General features: G+C 49.9%; 21 protein-coding genes. 12 read left to right on the top strand and 9 right to left on the bottom strand.

The window, feature by feature from the left end; translation table 11 throughout:
• Positions 1 to 45 precede the first annotated feature (45 nt).
• The 11 genes from IEV19_RS04185 (at position 46) to rimO (ending at position 8,638) form a co-directional block, all read left to right on the top strand.
• Positions 46 to 822: a 3'-5' exonuclease gene (locus tag IEV19_RS04185; RefSeq protein ID WP_188369429.1), complete on the top strand. Its 777-nt coding sequence runs from the start codon at positions 46 to 48 to the stop codon at positions 820 to 822.
• A gap of 13 nt (positions 823 to 835) precedes the next feature.
• Positions 836 to 1,447, top strand: coding sequence for a fumarylacetoacetate hydrolase family protein (locus tag IEV19_RS04180; protein ID WP_188369428.1), 612 nt, complete (start codon positions 836 to 838; stop codon positions 1,445 to 1,447).
• Entirely contained in the window at positions 1,448 to 1,786 is a 339-nt protein-coding gene (locus IEV19_RS04175) for an Hpt domain-containing protein (RefSeq protein ID WP_188369427.1), read from the top strand.
• Positions 1,786 to 3,033 (top strand): competence/damage-inducible protein A, encoded by a 1,248-nt coding sequence (locus IEV19_RS04170; RefSeq protein WP_188369426.1) that lies wholly within the window; start codon positions 1,786 to 1,788, stop codon positions 3,031 to 3,033. Before IEV19_RS04175 ends, IEV19_RS04170 begins: the two co-directional genes overlap by 1 nt.
• Before the next feature lie 72 nt (positions 3,034 to 3,105).
• The gene (rpmB, locus tag IEV19_RS04165; protein WP_188369425.1) at positions 3,106 to 3,342 is read left to right on the top strand and encodes a 50S ribosomal protein L28; all 237 of its coding nucleotides are present in this window, start codon (positions 3,106 to 3,108) and stop codon (positions 3,340 to 3,342) included.
• 18 nt (positions 3,343 to 3,360) lie between these two features.
• Positions 3,361 to 3,543, top strand: a complete 183-nt coding sequence (gene rpmG, locus IEV19_RS04160; protein ID WP_188369424.1) for a 50S ribosomal protein L33 — start codon at positions 3,361 to 3,363, stop codon at positions 3,541 to 3,543.
• 6 nt (positions 3,544 to 3,549) lie between these two features.
• Entirely contained in the window at positions 3,550 to 3,702 is a 153-nt protein-coding gene (locus tag IEV19_RS04155) for a DUF4295 domain-containing protein (RefSeq protein WP_188369423.1), read from the top strand.
• Positions 3,703 to 3,790: 88 nt separating this feature from the next.
• Positions 3,791 to 4,744, top strand: a complete 954-nt coding sequence (gene ftsY / locus IEV19_RS04150) for a signal recognition particle-docking protein FtsY (protein WP_188369422.1) — start codon at positions 3,791 to 3,793, stop codon at positions 4,742 to 4,744.
• On the top strand, positions 4,741 to 5,613 hold the full coding sequence (locus IEV19_RS04145) for a DUF2911 domain-containing protein (RefSeq protein ID WP_229732477.1): 873 nt from the start codon (positions 4,741 to 4,743) through the stop codon (positions 5,611 to 5,613). The genes ftsY and IEV19_RS04145 overlap by 4 nt, the downstream gene beginning before the upstream one ends.
• Entirely contained in the window at positions 5,589 to 7,271 is a 1,683-nt protein-coding gene (locus IEV19_RS04140; protein ID WP_229732476.1) for an amidase family protein, read from the top strand. The genes IEV19_RS04145 and IEV19_RS04140 overlap by 25 nt, the downstream gene beginning before the upstream one ends.
• A gap of 62 nt (positions 7,272 to 7,333) precedes the next feature.
• Positions 7,334 to 8,638, top strand: coding sequence for a 30S ribosomal protein S12 methylthiotransferase RimO (gene rimO / locus IEV19_RS04135; protein WP_188369421.1), 1,305 nt, complete (start codon positions 7,334 to 7,336; stop codon positions 8,636 to 8,638).
• Between the two features lie 73 nt (positions 8,639 to 8,711).
• Here the strand turns inward: rimO and IEV19_RS04130 are convergent, their stop codons facing one another.
• The 3 genes from IEV19_RS04130 to IEV19_RS04120 form a co-directional block, all read right to left on the bottom strand.
• Complete coding sequence (locus tag IEV19_RS04130) at positions 8,712 to 9,179, bottom strand: hypothetical protein (RefSeq protein WP_373284800.1); 468 nt, start codon at positions 9,177 to 9,179, stop codon at positions 8,712 to 8,714.
• Between the two features lie 165 nt (positions 9,180 to 9,344).
• Entirely contained in the window at positions 9,345 to 10,133 is a 789-nt protein-coding gene (locus IEV19_RS04125) for an anti-sigma factor (protein ID WP_188369420.1), read from the bottom strand.
• Entirely contained in the window at positions 10,126 to 10,683 is a 558-nt protein-coding gene (locus tag IEV19_RS04120; RefSeq protein ID WP_188369419.1) for an RNA polymerase sigma factor, read from the bottom strand. Before IEV19_RS04120 ends, IEV19_RS04125 begins: the two co-directional genes overlap by 8 nt.
• A gap of 120 nt (positions 10,684 to 10,803) precedes the next feature.
• On the opposite strand from IEV19_RS04120, the gene IEV19_RS04115 reads away from it, so the two are divergent.
• A complete protein-coding gene (locus IEV19_RS04115) occupies positions 10,804 to 11,325 on the top strand; it encodes a fasciclin domain-containing protein (RefSeq protein WP_188369418.1) in 522 nt (173 codons plus the stop codon).
• Positions 11,326 to 11,402: 77 nt separating this feature from the next.
• Here the strand turns inward: IEV19_RS04115 and IEV19_RS04110 are convergent, their stop codons facing one another.
• The 6 genes from IEV19_RS04110 to modA are packed head-to-tail and all read right to left on the bottom strand — an operon-like array spanning position 11,403 to position 16,106.
• Complete coding sequence (locus IEV19_RS04110) at positions 11,403 to 12,800, bottom strand: short-chain fatty acid transporter (protein ID WP_188369417.1); 1,398 nt, start codon at positions 12,798 to 12,800, stop codon at positions 11,403 to 11,405.
• 12 nt (positions 12,801 to 12,812) lie between these two features.
• Positions 12,813 to 13,373, bottom strand: coding sequence for a cysteine hydrolase family protein (locus IEV19_RS04105; protein ID WP_188369416.1), 561 nt, complete (start codon positions 13,371 to 13,373; stop codon positions 12,813 to 12,815).
• 13 nt (positions 13,374 to 13,386) lie between these two features.
• A complete protein-coding gene (locus IEV19_RS04100) occupies positions 13,387 to 14,271 on the bottom strand; it encodes an ATP-binding cassette domain-containing protein (protein WP_188369415.1) in 885 nt (294 codons plus the stop codon).
• Positions 14,268 to 14,939 carry a molybdate ABC transporter permease subunit gene (gene modB / locus IEV19_RS04095; protein ID WP_188369414.1) on the bottom strand — a complete coding sequence of 224 codons (672 nt, stop codon included), beginning with the start codon at positions 14,937 to 14,939 and terminating at the stop codon, positions 14,268 to 14,270. Before modB ends, IEV19_RS04100 begins: the two co-directional genes overlap by 4 nt.
• Positions 14,936 to 15,340, bottom strand: a complete 405-nt coding sequence (locus tag IEV19_RS04090) for a TOBE domain-containing protein (protein ID WP_188369413.1) — start codon at positions 15,338 to 15,340, stop codon at positions 14,936 to 14,938. Before IEV19_RS04090 ends, modB begins: the two co-directional genes overlap by 4 nt.
• Positions 15,333 to 16,106: a molybdate ABC transporter substrate-binding protein gene (modA, locus tag IEV19_RS04085; RefSeq protein ID WP_188369412.1), complete on the bottom strand. Its 774-nt coding sequence runs from the start codon at positions 16,104 to 16,106 to the stop codon at positions 15,333 to 15,335. The genes IEV19_RS04090 and modA overlap by 8 nt, the downstream gene beginning before the upstream one ends.
• Positions 16,107 to 16,160 lie beyond the last annotated feature (54 nt).

The raw sequence follows: 16,160 nt of genomic DNA, 5'->3' as shown, positions 1-16,160 counted from the left end.
TTAGTGTCAAGATTCCGGGCCCCTGAACCCATTTAGCAGCAGGAAATGAAACTGAACCTCAACAAACCCATTTGTTTTTTCGATCTGGAAACAACCGGAACGAATGTCGCGAAGGACAGGATCGTAGAGATATCCATTTTAAAAGAAAAGCCGGATGGCAGCAGGGAACAGCGCACCTGGCTGGTCAACCCCGAATGTGAAATTCCTGAAGCTGTGGTAGCCATCCATGGGATCTCAAATGAAATGGTGGCTGACAAGCCCACCTTCACCCAGCTTTCCAAAGAGATCTATCAGTTTATAAAAGGCTGTGACCTGGCGGGATTTAACTCCGACCGGTTTGATATACCACTGCTGGCGGAAGAGATGTTGAGAGCGGGGGTCGATTTCGATATGAAGAATACTGTGTCGGTAGACGTGCAGACCATCTTCCACAAAATGGAACAGCGCACCCTCTCCGCAGCATATAAATTCTATTGCGATAAGGAACTGGTAGGCGCCCATGGGGCCAAGGCCGATACGGCAGCGACCTACGAAGTGCTCCTGGCTCAGCTGGAGCGATACCCTGACCTGGAGAATGACATCAGGAAGCTGGCCGATTTCTCCACCTACCGACAGAGTGCGGATTTTGCAGGATTCATCGGTTTTGATGAAGAGGAGGAAGAGATATTTACCTTTGGGAAACACAAGGGAAAAAAGGTAAGCGAAGTCCTCGAAGAAGAGCCAGGGTATTTTGGGTGGATCCTCAATGCAGATTTTCCCCTCTATACCAAAAAGGTGCTGACCCAGATCAAATTGCGCAAACTCAACAACAAGCTTTCCTGAGGGCAACCGACGTATGAAACTAATTTGTATAGGCCGCAATTACGCAGAACACATCAAGGAACTGTCCAATGAAAGGCCGGCAGACCCCGTGGTTTTTATCAAACCCGATTCAGCGGTCCTTCCAAAGGAACAGGATTTCTATATCCCTGAGTTCACCCAGGACGTACACTACGAGGTGGAGGTGCTGGTGAAGATCAAAAAGGTCGGGAAGCATATCGACCCCCGCTTTGCCCCGAAGTACTATGACGAAATAGGCCTGGGCATAGATTTTACGGCAAGGGACCTGCAGGCGCGCCTCAAGGAAAAAGGCCTGCCTTGGGAAAAGGCCAAAGGCTTTGACGGGGCGGCCGTGATCGGGAAATGGGTACAAAAAAATACGCTGGGCGATCTGAGAAATCTCACATTCGACCTGTCCCTGAACGGGAAGGTGGTTCAGGAGGGAAATACCTCACAGATGCTTTGGCCCATAGACGAGCTGATCAGTTATGTCTCCAAATTCTTCACGCTTAAAAAAGGGGACATCCTCTTTACCGGCACCCCTGCAGGGGTTGGCAAAGTGAGTCCAAATGATTACCTTTCGGGAACACTGAAGGGGAGGGAAATGTTTCGATTAAAAATTAAGTAGATGATCTACAGCCTGGATAAGTTAAATGAGATGGCAGAGGGGGATGATGATTTCGTCCTCTCAGTGGTAACGGTATTTCTGGAAGAGGTTCCTCAGGATCTGGAAGATCTGGAAAAGGCTATTGATACGGCAGATTATGAAAATGTCTATAAACTCGCCCACAAAATAAAACCCAATGTCGATATCCTGGGGATGGAGCAGACGCGGGCCATAGCCCTGGAGATCGAGACCCTGGGCAAAGACGAGGCCAATATGGATCAGATCAGGGAAAAGTTCCCCGCCCTTAAAAAAGACATTCAACAGGTCATTTCAGAGCTGCAAAAAGACTTTGATGTATAATGCTTGCAGAGATCATTACGATCGGCGATGAGATCCTGATCGGGCAGATCGTCGACACCAATTCAGCTTTCATTGCTTCTGAACTCAATAAGATAGGGATCTCTGTATTCCAGATCACCTCTGTACAGGACGACAGGCAACATATTTTGAAGGCCCTGGAGGAAGCTTCAGGAAGGGCACAGATCGTTCTTATGACCGGCGGACTGGGTCCTACGAAGGACGATATCACCAAACTCACCCTCTGTGAATATTTCGATGATACCCTGGTGAAGGACCCAGAGGTCCTGAAGAATATCGAGTACCTTTTCAGAACGTACATCTCCACTCCTATTTCGGAGGTGAACCGAAGGCAGGCCCTGGTCCCTTCCCGGGCTAAAGTACTTCCCAATGCACATGGTACGGCACCCGGTATGTGGATCGAGCATAAAGACCGGGTGTATATTTCACTACCCGGGGTTCCTTTTGAAATGAAGGAACTGATGGCAAATCACGTACTGCCCGGAATCGCAGCCCGTTTTAGCAGACCGTATATCCTGCACAAGACACTGATGACCTACGGCCTGGGAGAAAGCGCGATCGCCGAAAGGATCTCCCTCATCGAAAACTCTCTCCCACCTTTTATCAAGCTGGCATACCTGCCGAATTTGGGGAAGGTGAGGTTGAGACTCACAGCCAAAGGACAGGACAAGGCCATACTGGAGAAGGGAATCAAGGAAGTGGCAGACAAGCTGTATGCGACAATAGGCGATATTATCTCGGGGGAGGAAGAATCAGGTACCCTGGAGGCTATCGTCGGGAAGTTGCTGACCTCAAAACAGCTGACCATGGCCACGGCTGAGAGCTTTACGGGGGGAAAGATCGCAGAACAGATCACTTCCGTGCCCGGGGCATCGGCTTATTTTACAGGGGGGATAGTAGCTTACGCGACAAGGACCAAAAAAGAACTGCTGCAGGTGGGGGAGGAACTCATAGAGAAACACTCTGTGGTGAGTGCCGAAGTAGCCTCGGCAATGGCAGAAAATGTCCGCAGGATCATGAAGGCTGATTTCGGAATTGCAACCACAGGGAACGCCGGCCCTACGAAAGGAGACTCAGATGCACCTGTCGGAACCGTTTTTATCGCCATTGCGAGCGAAAAGGGAACGGTGGTAGAATCTTTTTCGATGGGTAATCACCGCGTGAGGATCGTTCAGAAAGGCGTTCATAAGGCCCTGGAAATGTTGCAGAAGGAAATTTTAAAATTCTGAGAAAGATTTTTGCGCTTCCGTGAAAATGACGTAAATTTGCCACCTGATTAAAATCACGTAAAGAAGAGCGGCATGTCAAAAGTTTGTGAAATTACCGGGAAGAGGGCGATGTTCGGAAATAACGTCTCTTTTTCGATCAACAAGACTAAAAGGAGATTTGATGTGAATCTTTCCAAAAAAAGATTCTATATCCCGGAAGAAGACCGATGGATAACCCTGAAGGTTTCTGCCAGGGCTCTTAAGAGTATAAACAAGAAAGGAATTTCTGCCGTGCTGAAAGAAGCCCGTCAGAACGGAATTATAAAATAAGCCCAATACCAGGATACAATGGCAAAGAAAGGAAATAGAGTTCAGGTGATCCTAGAATGTACCGAGCACAAGGAATCCGGTATGCCCGGAACTTCCAGGTACATTACCACGAAGAACAAGAAAAATACTCCGGATCGACTGGAGATCAAGAAGTACAACCCCATTCTGAAGAGAATGACCGTTCACAAAGAGATAAAGTAATAAGACATGGCTAAGAAGACCGTAGCAACCCTCCAAGGAGGTTCCAAGAGACTGACAAAAGCGATCAAGATGGTAAAATCGCCCAAAAGCGGTGCTTATACCTTTGTTGAATCTGTGATGTCCCCAGAGATGGTAAACGAATGGCTGGCTAAAAAATAGTCCTAAAGCTCATATCATTAAAGCCGCTACCGGAAGTTAGCGGCTTTTTTTATTTCTTATATTTGATGCTTCCAAGCAACCACCTCCCATGAGTATTTTTAAGAAAATATTTTCTTCGGAAAAGAAAGAGAGCCTCGACAAAGGCCTGGAAAAGACCAAGACCAGCTTCTTTACCAAACTGGGAAAAGCAGTTGCCGGCAAGTCCCGCGTAGATGATGACGTCCTGGATAACCTGGAAGAGGTGCTGGTCACCTCCGATGTGGGCGTAGATACCACCCTGAAGATCATAGAGCGCATCGAGCAGCGCGTTGCTGCCGACAAATATATGGGCACGGATGAGCTCAACAAGATCCTCAGAGAAGAGATCGCCGGTCTGCTTTCCGAGACGCACAGGGGGGAGGCGACGGACTTTGAGCTCCCCGAAGATAAAAGGCCCTATGTGATCATGGTAGTGGGCGTGAACGGGGTAGGTAAAACGACTACTATCGGCAAACTGGCCCACCAGTTTAAGGCGAAGGGATTTTCGGTGGTCCTGGGTGCTGCCGATACTTTCAGAGCAGCGGCCATTGACCAGTTGCAGGTGTGGGCAGACCGAGTAGATGTGCCTATTGTAAAGCAAAAAATGGGCAGCGATCCCGCTTCCGTAGCCTTTGATACCCTGAGCGCAGCTACCGCCAAGAATGCCGATGTGGTCCTGATCGATACGGCCGGCCGGCTTCACAACAAGGTCAATTTGATGAATGAACTGAGCAAGGTCAAACGGGTGATGCAAAAGGTAATCCCCGACGCACCCCATGAGGTGCTCCTTGTCCTGGACGGTTCTACCGGCCAGAATGCCTTTGAGCAGGCAAGGCAGTTCACCAAGGCGACCGAAGTCAGCTCCCTGGCAGTCACCAAACTCGACGGGACGGCCAAAGGAGGGGTGGTCATCGGCATTTCAGACCAGTTTCAGATCCCTGTAAAATACATAGGAGTAGGGGAAAGGGTAGAGGACCTGCAGGTCTTTAACAAATTCGAATTCGTAGACTCCTTTTTCAGTTGAGGTCTTTTCACGGCATCGGATTATTCATCCTGCTGCTGTTTTCAGCTTCCATCAGCGGGCAGATCCGCCATCCAAAAGCCAGCCCGTTTTCATCCGTGACACAGGATATCGGGTTCACGACCATTACTGTCGACTATTCACGACCGGCGGTAAGAGGTCGCCAGTTATTCGGTAAGCTCGTCCCATACGGCCGTATCTGGCGGGTAGGGGCCAACGAATCGACTAAATTCACGACAAACACAACGGTTAACGTATTGGGAAATACGCTGGAGCCGGGTACCTATGCCCTGTACGCCTTTCCGGAAGAAGGTTCCTGGGAAATAGCTTTCCACCGAAACACCTCCCACTGGGGAGACGGGCGCACCGACTATAATCCCTCCGAAGATGCCTTCAGGATCAGGGCCACCCCCAAAAAAGAAGCCGACTGGCAGGAGAATTTTCTGATCAGTTTTGACTCCATACATCACAACGGGGCCCTGATGGAATGGAAATGGGGGTATACCGTGGTCAGCATTCCCCTTGAAGTGGATACCCAAAAGGCCATGCTCGATACGATCAGCTCCAGTCTGAAAGAAAATCCCACCGCCCAGACCTATTACGAGGCCGCCCGTTACCTGCAGGAGGAAAGCCTGGAACCCGAAAAAGCCCTGGAATACGTACAAAAAGCCATTGACCTGGGAGGAGATACGTATTATTTTTACAGGGTAAGATCGCTTCTTCAGGCAAGCCTGGGCGATTATAAGGGGGCTATAAGTTCCGCTGAACGCTCCCTCCAACTTGCCGATGCGGAAGGCAAAGACGAATTCGTCCGGATGAACCGGGAAAATGTGAAAAAATGGAAAAAATGGGTAAAGGAAAACAAAGAATAGGATGGATGGTGTTGCTGGCAACAGCACTGATCTTTACTGGCTGCAAACAAAGTGCCTCCTCCAATGAAGAGGTGATCCTGTGGACCCCCTACAACGATTCGGCCGAGGTTGCTGCCAACCAGGACCATGAGAATGCCAGGATGCGTTACAAACTGATACAGTCTAAAGTACTGGATAAGAATGATATCTTCCGGCCCCTCTACAAAGAAGTGAATGCATTTCCCGCAGAGCGATATCAAAGCCTGAAACCGCTGATCCTCGAGCAGGATATTCCGTCTATTCAAAAAGCTGTGGCCGACGGTAATCTTACCTATGAAGAACTCACCCTGTTCTATCTCAAGAGGATCTATGAATATGAACTGAATAACGAGACGACCCTCAATACGGTCATTGCCCTGAATGAACAGGTACTGGAGGAAGCGAGGAAGCGTGACAGGGAGCGGGGAGAAGGCCAACATCCAATTTACGGCATGCCAGTCCTTTTGAAGGATAATATCGATACAGAAGGGATGAAGACCACGGCAGGCGCATTGGCCTTCCGGGACAATATCACCTCTGATGCATTTATCGTTCAGCAATTGAAGGCAAAAGGGACCCTGATCCTGGGGAAGGTGAACCTGAGCGAATGGGCGTATTACCTCTGTGACGGATGCCCGGTGGGCTACAGTGCCTACGGAGGGCAGACCCTGAACCCTTATGGGCGCAGGATCTTTGAGACGGGAGGTTCCAGCTCGGGAAGCGGTACTTCCATGGCGGCGAATTACGCAGTGGCAGCAGTGGGTACGGAGACTTCCGGTTCCATTCTTTCCCCGTCAAGCCAGAATTCAGTGGTGGGACTCAAACCCACGATCGGACTCCTGAGCAGGTCAGGGATCGTGCCCATTTCCAGCACCTTGGATACGCCCGGCCCTATGACCCGAAACGTAGTGGACAACGCCATTCTTCTCGATGCCATGCTTGGTAAGGATCCTGAAGATCCCAGTTCCGTTAAAAAGGCGTACAGCGCTGGCTGGACCGAAAAGTTGGGACAAGAAGACCTGAAGGGTAAGCGGTTTGGAGCTTTTACCAATCTGATTGAACGAGACAGTATTTACAGAGAGACCCTCGAGTTTTTAAAATCTCGGGGGGTTGAGATCGTGGAATTGGAGCCCCCTGCCATCCCACTCGACGGTTTTCTGAGCATCCTGAACCTGGATATGAAGGCAGACCTGCCCGCCTATATCGCGAAGAACGTCAGGGATACTCAGGCTGTATCAGTGAGAACCGTTCAGGACATCATGGATTTTAACCTCCTGGACACCCTGGTCCGAATTCCTTATGGCCAGGCCAGGCTGGAAGCTGTAGTTACAGACAGTACCTCTGCAGAAGAACTGCAGCGGATCAAGTCAGACCTGGAAAACACTACCAGGACTTATTTCAACAATGCGATGGATACACACCAACTCGATGCTGTCCTCTCGATCAACAACTATCATGCGGCCTACGCGGCGGTGGCTAAATACCCCGCCCTTACAGTTCCCATGGCCTATAAAGCAGATGGGGAGCCCATCAGCCTGACCTTTATCGCAAAATCCTTTGAAGAGCCAAAACTCCTGAGGCTTGGGGCCGCTTATGAAAAGGCCAGCAAGGCGAGGAAAATCCCGGAGGGATACAAATAAATCACGATCGTACCTGTTGAGGATGCTTATCTAAATCGTATTTTTGCACCTCATTTTCAGCCATGCGCACAAAAACCCGTAAAAAGAACAGGATCAATGTGGTCACCCTCGGGTGTTCCAAGAACGTCTACGACTCGGAGGTACTGATGGGTCAACTGCGGGCCAATGACAAGGAGGTGGTACATGAGGAGGAGGGTAACATCGTAGTGATCAATACCTGCGGCTTTATAGCCAACGCCAAGGAGGAAAGCGTGAATACCATCCTGGACTTTGTCAGACAGAAGGAAGAAGGCAGGGTAGAAAAGGTCTTTGTGACCGGCTGCCTCAGCGAGCGCTACAAACCCGATTTGCAAAAGGAGATACCGGACGTAGATGCCTATTTCGGGACAACAGACCTGCCTAATCTACTAAAAGCGCTAGGCGCGGATTACAAGCATGAGCTGCTGGGGGAACGCCTGACTACTACCCCAAAAAATTATGCCTATCTCAAGATAGCCGAGGGGTGCGACCGCCCCTGTTCCTTCTGCGCCATCCCCCTGATGCGGGGGAAACACAGGAGTACTCCTGTGGAAGACCTGGTGAAGGAGGCTGAAAACCTGGCTGCCAAGGGAGTAAAGGAACTCATCCTGATCGCCCAGGACCTGACGTATTACGGGCTCGACCTCTACAAGAAACGGAATCTGGCGGAACTCCTCAAAGCCCTTGCAAAGGTTGAAGGCATTGAATGGATCCGGCTGCATTACGCTTTTCCCACGGGCTTCCCCATGGATGTGCTGGAGGTGATGCGGGAAGAACCCAAGATCTGCAACTATATCGACATCCCCCTACAACATATTTCGGACCCTATTCTCAAAAGTATGAGGCGGGGGACCACCAAGGAGAAAACAACGAAACTCCTCAGGGAATTCAGGGAAGCAGTCCCGGACATGGCCATACGTACCACCCTGATCGTTGGCTATCCAGGGGAGACAGAAGCCGATTTTCAAATCTTGAAAGAGTGGGTGAGAGAGATGAGGTTTGAGAGGCTCGGCTGTTTTACCTATAGCCATGAAGAGAATACCCACGCCTATTCCCTGGAGGACGATGTGCCGGAGGAGGTCAAACAGCAAAGGGCGAACGAGATCATGGAACTGCAGGCCCAGATCTCCTGGGAACTCAACCAGGAGAAGATAGGCAAGAACTTAAGGTGTATCATCGACCGGAAGGAAGGGAATTACTTCGTCGGCCGTACGGAATTCGATTCCCCTGATGTAGACAACGAGGTACTCATCGATGCTTCCAAGTACTTTTTAAGGGTGGGCGACTTTGCACAGATACGGATCACAGAGGCAGCGGACTTCGACCTGTACGGCGTTCCGGGGGATTAATTTTTCGACTTTATAGAAACACAAAAAAAGCGCTATGAGTAACACAGCGCTTTTCATATGAGTGTTAATTCAATTAGTTTCCTTCACTCAGGGAGAAGCTTCCGTCTCCTGTAAAGTTCGTTACCTCAATAGTAACCGTCCATATTCCGGAGGCTCCGGCAGAAGTTACTCCATCGATGGAATCTGGCTCTGCACCTCCCTGGATGGAACGGTCGAGTACAGTGACTTCTTCTGAATCCCGAACGATCATTCGGAAACTACCTTCAGAGGTAGCGGTAATATCTGCATTGTAGTCGGCTGTACTCAAATTGTTGTTCCAGCTGAATACACGGATAGCGGTTCCTCCGTTCCCGGTAAAACTGGCATCGATATCCCCGTTGAAATCCGAACGATCCCCGACGACAAAATCAGAAGGGCTCGTATTCAATTGGGTTCCGTTGACAGTCACCCTTACAAAGGCGTCATCGTCCTTGCTGCATGAAGTAAAGAACAGCATGGCTGGTAAGGCCATGAACAAAGTCCATTTTTTCACGAAGTTCATTTTGGTTGAAATTGTTAAGTTCATCGTATTCTTTTTTTTGGGTTTACTGTATTATAACAACTACAACGCTGAAATTCCTGATATATTTTGATTTTTTTTTGGTCCAGGCACTAACAACGCCCGTAAAATAAGGAAGTAAGCAGATTTGAAGGCAAGCTTCAGACGCTACAGGTATACATTGGAGATCAGCCGTTCAACGGTAGGATGTTCACTGCCTCCTTTAGGCTCAATGGTGATATTGAGGGATTCGGCTCCCTCTATATAAGCCAGGCTCACGAGGTCCTGGTCTGTGGGCACCAGCCCCATATTGATCATCTCCCCGTCCACATCGGCCCACATCTGGTAGGTCTCTTCTGTGGATAACTTGGGCAGGGCTTTTGGGTTGACCAGTACAGATCGCGTCTTATGGTTGAGAAATGCCACTGCACGGGCCTCCGGAGATAGGCGGTTCCCTTCCATCAGAACGGGGATAACATCCCGATCGGCAAGCAGGCCATTGAGCTGCTGAACATCCTGCAATTCGTTTGACAGGACCTCTATGGACTTCTGAAGCTGCTGTTGCTCCTCCCTGACCAGTCTAATATTCTCTTCGGCATCCTGCCAGCGGGAGTAGAACCAAAAGGAGGTGAGGGCAAACAAGGCGGCCAGGGAAGCCGCTACAAGGAGTCGGGTACCGTCAAAGCCAGTTTTCGGTCTGATGGAGCGTACTTTCTCATCAGGTGTTGTGCCGGCAGCCCCGAGAGTATCCTCCAGTCGTTTCCGAATAGAGGATGGTGGTGCAACGGCGTTTTCCAAAGCCATCTTTTCAAAGCTGGATTCCAGGGAGTTGAGTTCCGCTTTGAGGATGGCATCCTCTGCCAATACCTTCTCTACCTCCAGGCGTTCCTTCTCATCGAGTTCATCCAGCAGGTAGGGCAGTAAAAGTCCTTTTTCCAGTATCGTCTTCCTATCCATTTTCAATCACTTCAATACATATCAAAAATAGGGCGATCGCCAGGGGATAGTGATCCCTCAGTTGCTTGATCGCCTGCCTCACATACGATTTAAACGTACCCAGAGGGACATCCATAAGTTTATGTGCCTCCCTGTGTGTATATCCCTTAAAATAGATCAGTTCAATGACCTTTTGATGGTGAGCTTCTAATTTCCTGACCATTCCATTCAGCATTTCGTAATCCTGAAGGTCTTCTTCTTCCCTCACATTCTTATATACACCTAAATCGTCTGTTTGGATGAGGGGATCCGATTTTCTCAAAGCATTCAGGGTCTTGTTTCTGGCGATGCGATAAGCCCAGGTGTAAAATTTTCCCTTAGCAGGATCGTATTGATCGATCTTTTCCCAGATCGTGAGAAATATCTCCTGCAGCAGGTCTTCGGCCAGACCCTGCTCCCTGCACATTCTGAGCACCACCCCGTAAAGCGCCCCGGAGTACTTGTCGTACAGGAAATACAGGGCATTCTTGTCTCCCTGCTTAAGCCGTTCTATCTGCAGATTCTCATCCATCGCAAACGTTAAAGATATGATAAAATACGGCTTTGTTCATCCATGCGGGGGTCATCTGTGTACATAAGGGAGAAGAGTGCACTGAATCATTCAATTATTTCTAAAACTAAAAAACAAATCATGAAAAAAGTAATTTTTATTCTTTCTGCCGTGGCTGTTATGTTCGGCACGACCAATGTAAAAGCCCAGAACAATTCTCAGGATATCGTTGAGATCGCAGTTTCTGTGGACGATTTTTCCACCCTTGTCACTGCCCTGAAAGGGGCTGACCTCATCGGTGCACTGCAAGGAGACGGACCTTTTACCGTTTTTGCTCCTGTGAACTCCGGGTTCGCCAAGATCGATGCTAATACACTGAACGCGTTGCTTCAGCCTGAAAACAAGGAAAAACTGACGGCTATTCTGACCTATCACGTGGTTGCCGGGAACATCACTGCTTCTGATGTGGCCGGTGCCCTAAAGAAAGGATATGGCAAAGCTGAGCTCACCACCCTGAATGGCGGAAAGCTCACTGCCGTACAAAAAGACGGTGGGATCTTCCTGATGGATGCTAATGGCAATTACAGCAAGATCACCAAAACAGACGTAATGGCTTCTAATGGCGTGATTCACATCATCGAGGATGTGGTCATGCCCAAGTAGTTGGTTGGTTGGTTGTTGAGAAAGAGCATCGCCAGAAGGCGGTGCTTTTTCGTTTTATGGAGATCATTAATCTGCAATCAGATCGGCCAATACATGACCACAGCCAACTGCATTATCAGAAACACGAGGAAAGGGATCACCAAATACCCCATAATGTCGCGAGCCTGGATTTTCGTCCCTGCTCCCAGAACAGGGATGATCACAAGCAGGAAAAAGGGTTGCAGGAAATTAGTGAGGCTCTCCCCATAGGCCACAGACATCACGGCCCGGGAGATCAGAGCGTTCAACTCCTCCGGGGGTAGTGCGACCCCTATCTCCTGTACGGCTTTTATGATCGAAGGCCCGATCACGGCAAATTCACCCCCTGCAGACGGGATGGCAAAATTGACCAGGGCCCCGGAAAGGAATGCAAAAAAGGGAACGGTATCCACGCTGGCCACTGAAGCCATCCACATCGCCAGCTCCTCTCCGAGACCCGTGTAGATCATGATCCCCATGATGCCCGCGTAGAAGGGGAACTGAAAAACGATACCCGAGATATTTCCACTGGCTCTTTTCATGGCGATCACATACCGCATGGGCGTTCCGTGAAGGAAAAGACCGAGTATCAAGAAAATAAAGATCATGATGTTCAGGTTCAGGTCGAGTCCCCGGGTCATAAAGTGATGCACCAGGTAGACCAGCCCCGAAATCGCGATCACGTATTGCAGGAGCCTGCTGTTATTCAACAGGTCGGAAAATGCCCGGAAGGGAAGTTTCAGGAGTCGGGCTTCCTCATGTATAGTCGTTGATACCTTATCAGATTCCGGCCCGAGTAATTTCTCCAGGGTGGGGACCTCTTCAGTCTTAGGTGCCAGGTAATGCATCATCAGGGGTCCCGCAACCACAATTAAGGCGAGCATAGCCAGGTTGAGTCCGCTCCCCAGGGTATTTGCTGTAGGCAGGGTGGTCTCCAGGATTCCGGCTTCAATGATAAAATTTCCAGGGGTATTGAGTAACAGCGGAATGGAACTCGACAGGCCGCATACCCATATCAAATTCGAGAAATAGATACAGGCGATCAGATAGGGATAATGTATCCCTTTGATCCTCAGGGCCAGTTCCCGTCCCAGTACAGCGGTAATGACCATCCATCCCCAGCTGACCAGGGTAAAAAGTGAGCCCAGGAATACAACCAGATAATAGACATGCCGGGGCGATCTGATCCTTTTCGCCAGGCTGTCAATCCCCCTGTTGACCTGAGGGGATAAAGCGATGGAATAGCCCGTGACCACCAGCAGTACCATTTGCATCCCGAATTCGAGGAGCAACCAGAAACCGTCATACCAGGAGCGGATGACCATCAGAGGGCTCGCATCGACCCAGGTCATGGACAAGGCCGCCGTGATCAGGGTAAGCAAAAGGGCAAAGACAAAGGCATCCGGCATAAACCTCTGAAAAATATCCGTGAACTTCTTTCCCAGTTTCTGAATCATTCTTTCTCGTGTCTAAAGGTTAGGGATCAAAATATCTGATTCTATTACCGTGGCAAATTCCCGGTGCAAGCTCGAAAGGCATATCCTGTGGACCAAATCTGCCTCGTACTTTGTCCCATCCGGGCCTAAGGTATCAAAAGTTGCGGTCGCATCCGATACCACGAAGGTGTTGTAGCCAAGGTTTCCTGCCATTCGGGCCGTAGAGGAAACACAATGGGCCGTCGTCAAACCTACCAGCACCAGATCCGTAATCCCGGAGTCCTGCAGCATTTGGTGCAGGGGGGTCCCTAGGAAGGCGCTGTTGGTATTCTTTTCCACAATGGTTTCACCATCCCCGGGTGTAACCATGTCCTTAAAATCGTTTCCCGGAGTCCCCGGCGACAGGGGCGATGGGGGATTTCCGTCATGCTTGATATGGTATACCGGATACTTTTTTTCTCTCCAGATAGCCAGGAGGTCCGCTGCCCGATGTTCTGCTTCTGGATTATTCCTGCAACCTCCGTAATAGTCGACTTCCTCCAGTCCTTTCTGGATGTCGATTAAAATCAATGCCGGGGAATTCTTAAATTCCATAGTGCTTATTCAATTACTGCTGTTCATCCACCTTATAGATCACGGGATTAAAAGCCTTAGAGGCTACAACAACCTGGTCTCCCGGAAGCAGGCCTTCCATCTCCGATGGGTGAGCCGCAACTTTGATTATATGGTTTCCTATAAGAACACTGGCGACTGTAATGACCCTTTCCCGCTCCAGTTCCAGCAAGGTTCCTGTAAACTGGAATTTACCGCTCAGTCTTCTTTCCATAAAGATCTCCCTGGGGGTCCCGGTTTTCCTGATCCTGCCCTTTTCCATGACCACAGTCAGATCTGAGAGTTTGATGATCTCAGCCAGGTCGTGACTCACCATCAGGGTGGTCAGTCCGAATTTCCGGTGGGAAGAGAGGATGTACTCCTGTAATTTCAGTCGCATTTCAGCATCCAGGGCTGCCAGGGGCTCGTCGAGAAGCAGGATGTCAGGTCTTTGTGCCAGGGCCCTTGCCAGGGAAACCCTCTGTTTCTGGCCTCCTGAAAGGGAGTCCGGATACCGGTCCCTGAGGTCCTGCAGGTCGAGGTCCCTGATTAATTCTTCCGACAGATCATGGGAAGATCCCTTTTGTTGGGCAAATTTCAGATTTCCCAGGACGGTCATGTTGGGAAAGAGGGCATTCTCCTGGAATACAAACCCCACGTTTCTTTTCTGAGGCGACAGGTTAGTCCGCTTTTGGGAGTCGAACCACACCTGTTCTTTCCTAGCGATGCGGCCGCGATCCGGGGTGAGCAATCCGGCCAGGCTCCTCAGCAAAGATGTTTTGCCGGAACCGGAAGGGCCATAGAGGGTGATCAGTTGCCCTTCAGGAATCTCCAATTCCAGATCAAGTGAAAAATCACCTCCTTTAGATCTGAGTTCTTTATGGATGCGCACCTCGATCATCTCCAGAATCGTTTTAGATATCCTCCATTGACCAAATAAACAGTGAGGAGGAGTACAAAGGTGAGAACAAAAAGGATCAGGGAATAGGTATTGGCCGCGGCATAGTTCAGGGCCTCAACCTCATCGTAAATGGCAATGCTGGCCACCCGGGTCTTCCCCGGGATATTTCCTCCTATCATCAGGACCACCCCGAATTCACCCACCGTATGGGCAAAGGAGAGGACGATCCCGGTAAGGAGGGATTTCCTGATATTGGGAAGCAGGATGCGGAAAAGCTGGGTGGAAGCTGACTTCCCCATGGTGGCAGCAGCTTCTGACAGAGAAGGCGGAAGGGAGGACAGTCCCGCCTGTATGGGTTGTACCATAAAGGGCAGGCTGTAGATTACGGAAGCCAAAACGAGTCCGGCAAAGGAAAAGACCAGAGGGATCCCCAACCATTCGTCTATCCAGGCACCAAAGGCGTTATTCGGGCTGAAGGCCAAAAGGAAATAGAATCCCAGTACTGTAGGGGGAAGGACCAGGGGCATGCTGACCAGGGTTTCCAGTATGGGTTTTATCCTGGCACGGGTCTTGCTGAGCCAGTAGGCAAGAGGAATGCCGACTACCAACAGCACCAGGGTGGTTGTCAAAGCCAGTTCAAAGGTCAGTATCAGGGGGTCCCAGTTCATAACGGCGCCAGCATCACTTCGTTTAATTTAATCAGGGCCATGACGGATTTTCCTGGAACCAGGCCCAGTTCCTCTACAGACCGCGTACTGATTACCGATCGAATCCTGCCCTCAGCACAATTGAGATCCAGACTGCTCAGGAGGGTAGTTTTATCCACGAATTCCACTGAGCAGGGTATCCGGTTACTCAGGCTTATATTCTCTGTATTTTGCAGGCCTATGACGACCTCTGTTTCCTTAAAAAGGACCTCAACTTTTCTGTCCCTTTCCAGGTAAGGGGCTGAAGCCGGCGTATCGATGATTATGCACCTGAATACAAGGTCTTTTGCAGTCCTGACAGTGACCAGAGATAACCCTCCATCGGTTTCAATTTCGCTGATATGTCCCTCAAACCTATTCATGTACCGAATATCCAAAATTTTTGAGGACCTCCTTTCCTTTCCCAGAGAAAAGATACTCATAAAATTGCCTGGCAGCAGGCTTTACAGGTTTACCGGTCTGAAGGAGTACAGCACCGTGGGGTAAGGGCTGGTAGGCAGCGGTGTCAATAAGGATCCATTTGCCGTTTTCCCTTTGAGCAGGACTCATAACTATGGAGAGGGAAGTAAATCCCACCTCGGCAGAACCCGACTGAATGAACTGGTTGGCCTGGGCCACACTTTCCCCATAGACCATCTTGTCCCTGACTTTTTCTTCCATGCCGTAATACACCAGAGTTTCCTGCGCTGCCCTTCCAAAAGGGGCGATCCTCGGATTGGCCAAGGCAATATACCTGACGGAATCCGAGGCCAGTATTTCTATGCTGGGCTTGAGATTCTGTCTGCCGGTCCACAGCACCAGGGCACCGTAGGCAAACACCTCGGGTTTTTGAATTGTCCTGCCCTCTTTGAAAAGGGCCTCCGGATAATCCATATCTGCAGACAGGAAGAGATCATAAGGGGCACCTTCCCTGATCTGGGCAAAGAGTTTGCCGGAAGAACCCGGGATCACTTCACAGATAATTTCATGCTCCTTTTCGAAGCCGGCTACCACCGAATCCACAGCGTATTGCAGGTTGGAGGCTATGGCAATTCGGAGGGTATTCTCATGATTCCTGCCCTCCCTGCAACCCGTCAAAAAGATCGTCGCAAAAAGCAGGAGGAAAATGCCTGCGAAGTATTTCATCATGACATAGGCCTTTGGATCCAGGGTCGGATGTTTCCCGGGAATATACAATGAAGA

The sequence above is a fragment of the Muriicola marianensis genome (assembly GCF_014638095.1).
In the GTDB taxonomy this organism is placed as follows: Bacteria; Bacteroidota; Bacteroidia; order Flavobacteriales; family Flavobacteriaceae; genus Muriicola; species Muriicola marianensis.
This window is presented reverse-complemented; position numbering and strand designations above follow the sequence as displayed.

Excerpts from the sequence above, each read along its gene's own strand:
- IEV19_RS04180 (WP_188369428.1), top strand. The coding sequence starts at position 836 with ATGAAACTAATTTGTATAGGCCGCAATTACGCAGAACACATCAAGGAA.
- IEV19_RS04105 (WP_188369416.1), bottom strand. The coding sequence starts at position 13,373 with ATGGAATTTAAGAATTCCCCGGCATTGATTTTAATCGACATCCAGAAA.
- IEV19_RS04155 (WP_188369423.1), top strand. The coding sequence starts at position 3,550 with ATGGCTAAGAAGACCGTAGCAACCCTCCAAGGAGGTTCCAAGAGACTG.
- IEV19_RS04140 (WP_229732476.1), top strand. The coding sequence starts at position 5,589 with ATGGGTAAAGGAAAACAAAGAATAGGATGGATGGTGTTGCTGGCAACA.
- IEV19_RS04090 (WP_188369413.1), bottom strand. The coding sequence starts at position 15,340 with ATGAATAGGTTTGAGGGACATATCAGCGAAATTGAAACCGATGGAGGG.
- rpmB (WP_188369425.1), top strand. The coding sequence starts at position 3,106 with ATGTCAAAAGTTTGTGAAATTACCGGGAAGAGGGCGATGTTCGGAAAT.
- IEV19_RS04175 (WP_188369427.1), top strand. The coding sequence starts at position 1,448 with ATGATCTACAGCCTGGATAAGTTAAATGAGATGGCAGAGGGGGATGAT.
- IEV19_RS04120 (WP_188369419.1), bottom strand. The coding sequence starts at position 10,683 with ATGGATGAGAATCTGCAGATAGAACGGCTTAAGCAGGGAGACAAGAAT.
- IEV19_RS04100 (WP_188369415.1), bottom strand. The coding sequence starts at position 14,271 with ATGATCGAGGTGCGCATCCATAAAGAACTCAGATCTAAAGGAGGTGAT.
- IEV19_RS04115 (WP_188369418.1), top strand. The coding sequence starts at position 10,804 with ATGAAAAAAGTAATTTTTATTCTTTCTGCCGTGGCTGTTATGTTCGGC.
- modA (WP_188369412.1), bottom strand. The coding sequence starts at position 16,106 with ATGATGAAATACTTCGCAGGCATTTTCCTCCTGCTTTTTGCGACGATC.
- IEV19_RS04185 (WP_188369429.1), top strand. The coding sequence starts at position 46 with ATGAAACTGAACCTCAACAAACCCATTTGTTTTTTCGATCTGGAAACA.
- IEV19_RS04110 (WP_188369417.1), bottom strand. The coding sequence starts at position 12,800 with ATGATTCAGAAACTGGGAAAGAAGTTCACGGATATTTTTCAGAGGTTT.
- ftsY (WP_188369422.1), top strand. The coding sequence starts at position 3,791 with ATGAGTATTTTTAAGAAAATATTTTCTTCGGAAAAGAAAGAGAGCCTC.
- rimO (WP_188369421.1), top strand. The coding sequence starts at position 7,334 with ATGCGCACAAAAACCCGTAAAAAGAACAGGATCAATGTGGTCACCCTC.
- IEV19_RS04125 (WP_188369420.1), bottom strand. The coding sequence starts at position 10,133 with ATGGATAGGAAGACGATACTGGAAAAAGGACTTTTACTGCCCTACCTG.
- IEV19_RS04170 (WP_188369426.1), top strand. The coding sequence starts at position 1,786 with ATGCTTGCAGAGATCATTACGATCGGCGATGAGATCCTGATCGGGCAG.
- modB (WP_188369414.1), bottom strand. The coding sequence starts at position 14,939 with ATGAACTGGGACCCCCTGATACTGACCTTTGAACTGGCTTTGACAACC.
- IEV19_RS04130 (WP_373284800.1), bottom strand. The coding sequence starts at position 9,179 with ATGAACTTCGTGAAAAAATGGACTTTGTTCATGGCCTTACCAGCCATG.
- rpmG (WP_188369424.1), top strand. The coding sequence starts at position 3,361 with ATGGCAAAGAAAGGAAATAGAGTTCAGGTGATCCTAGAATGTACCGAG.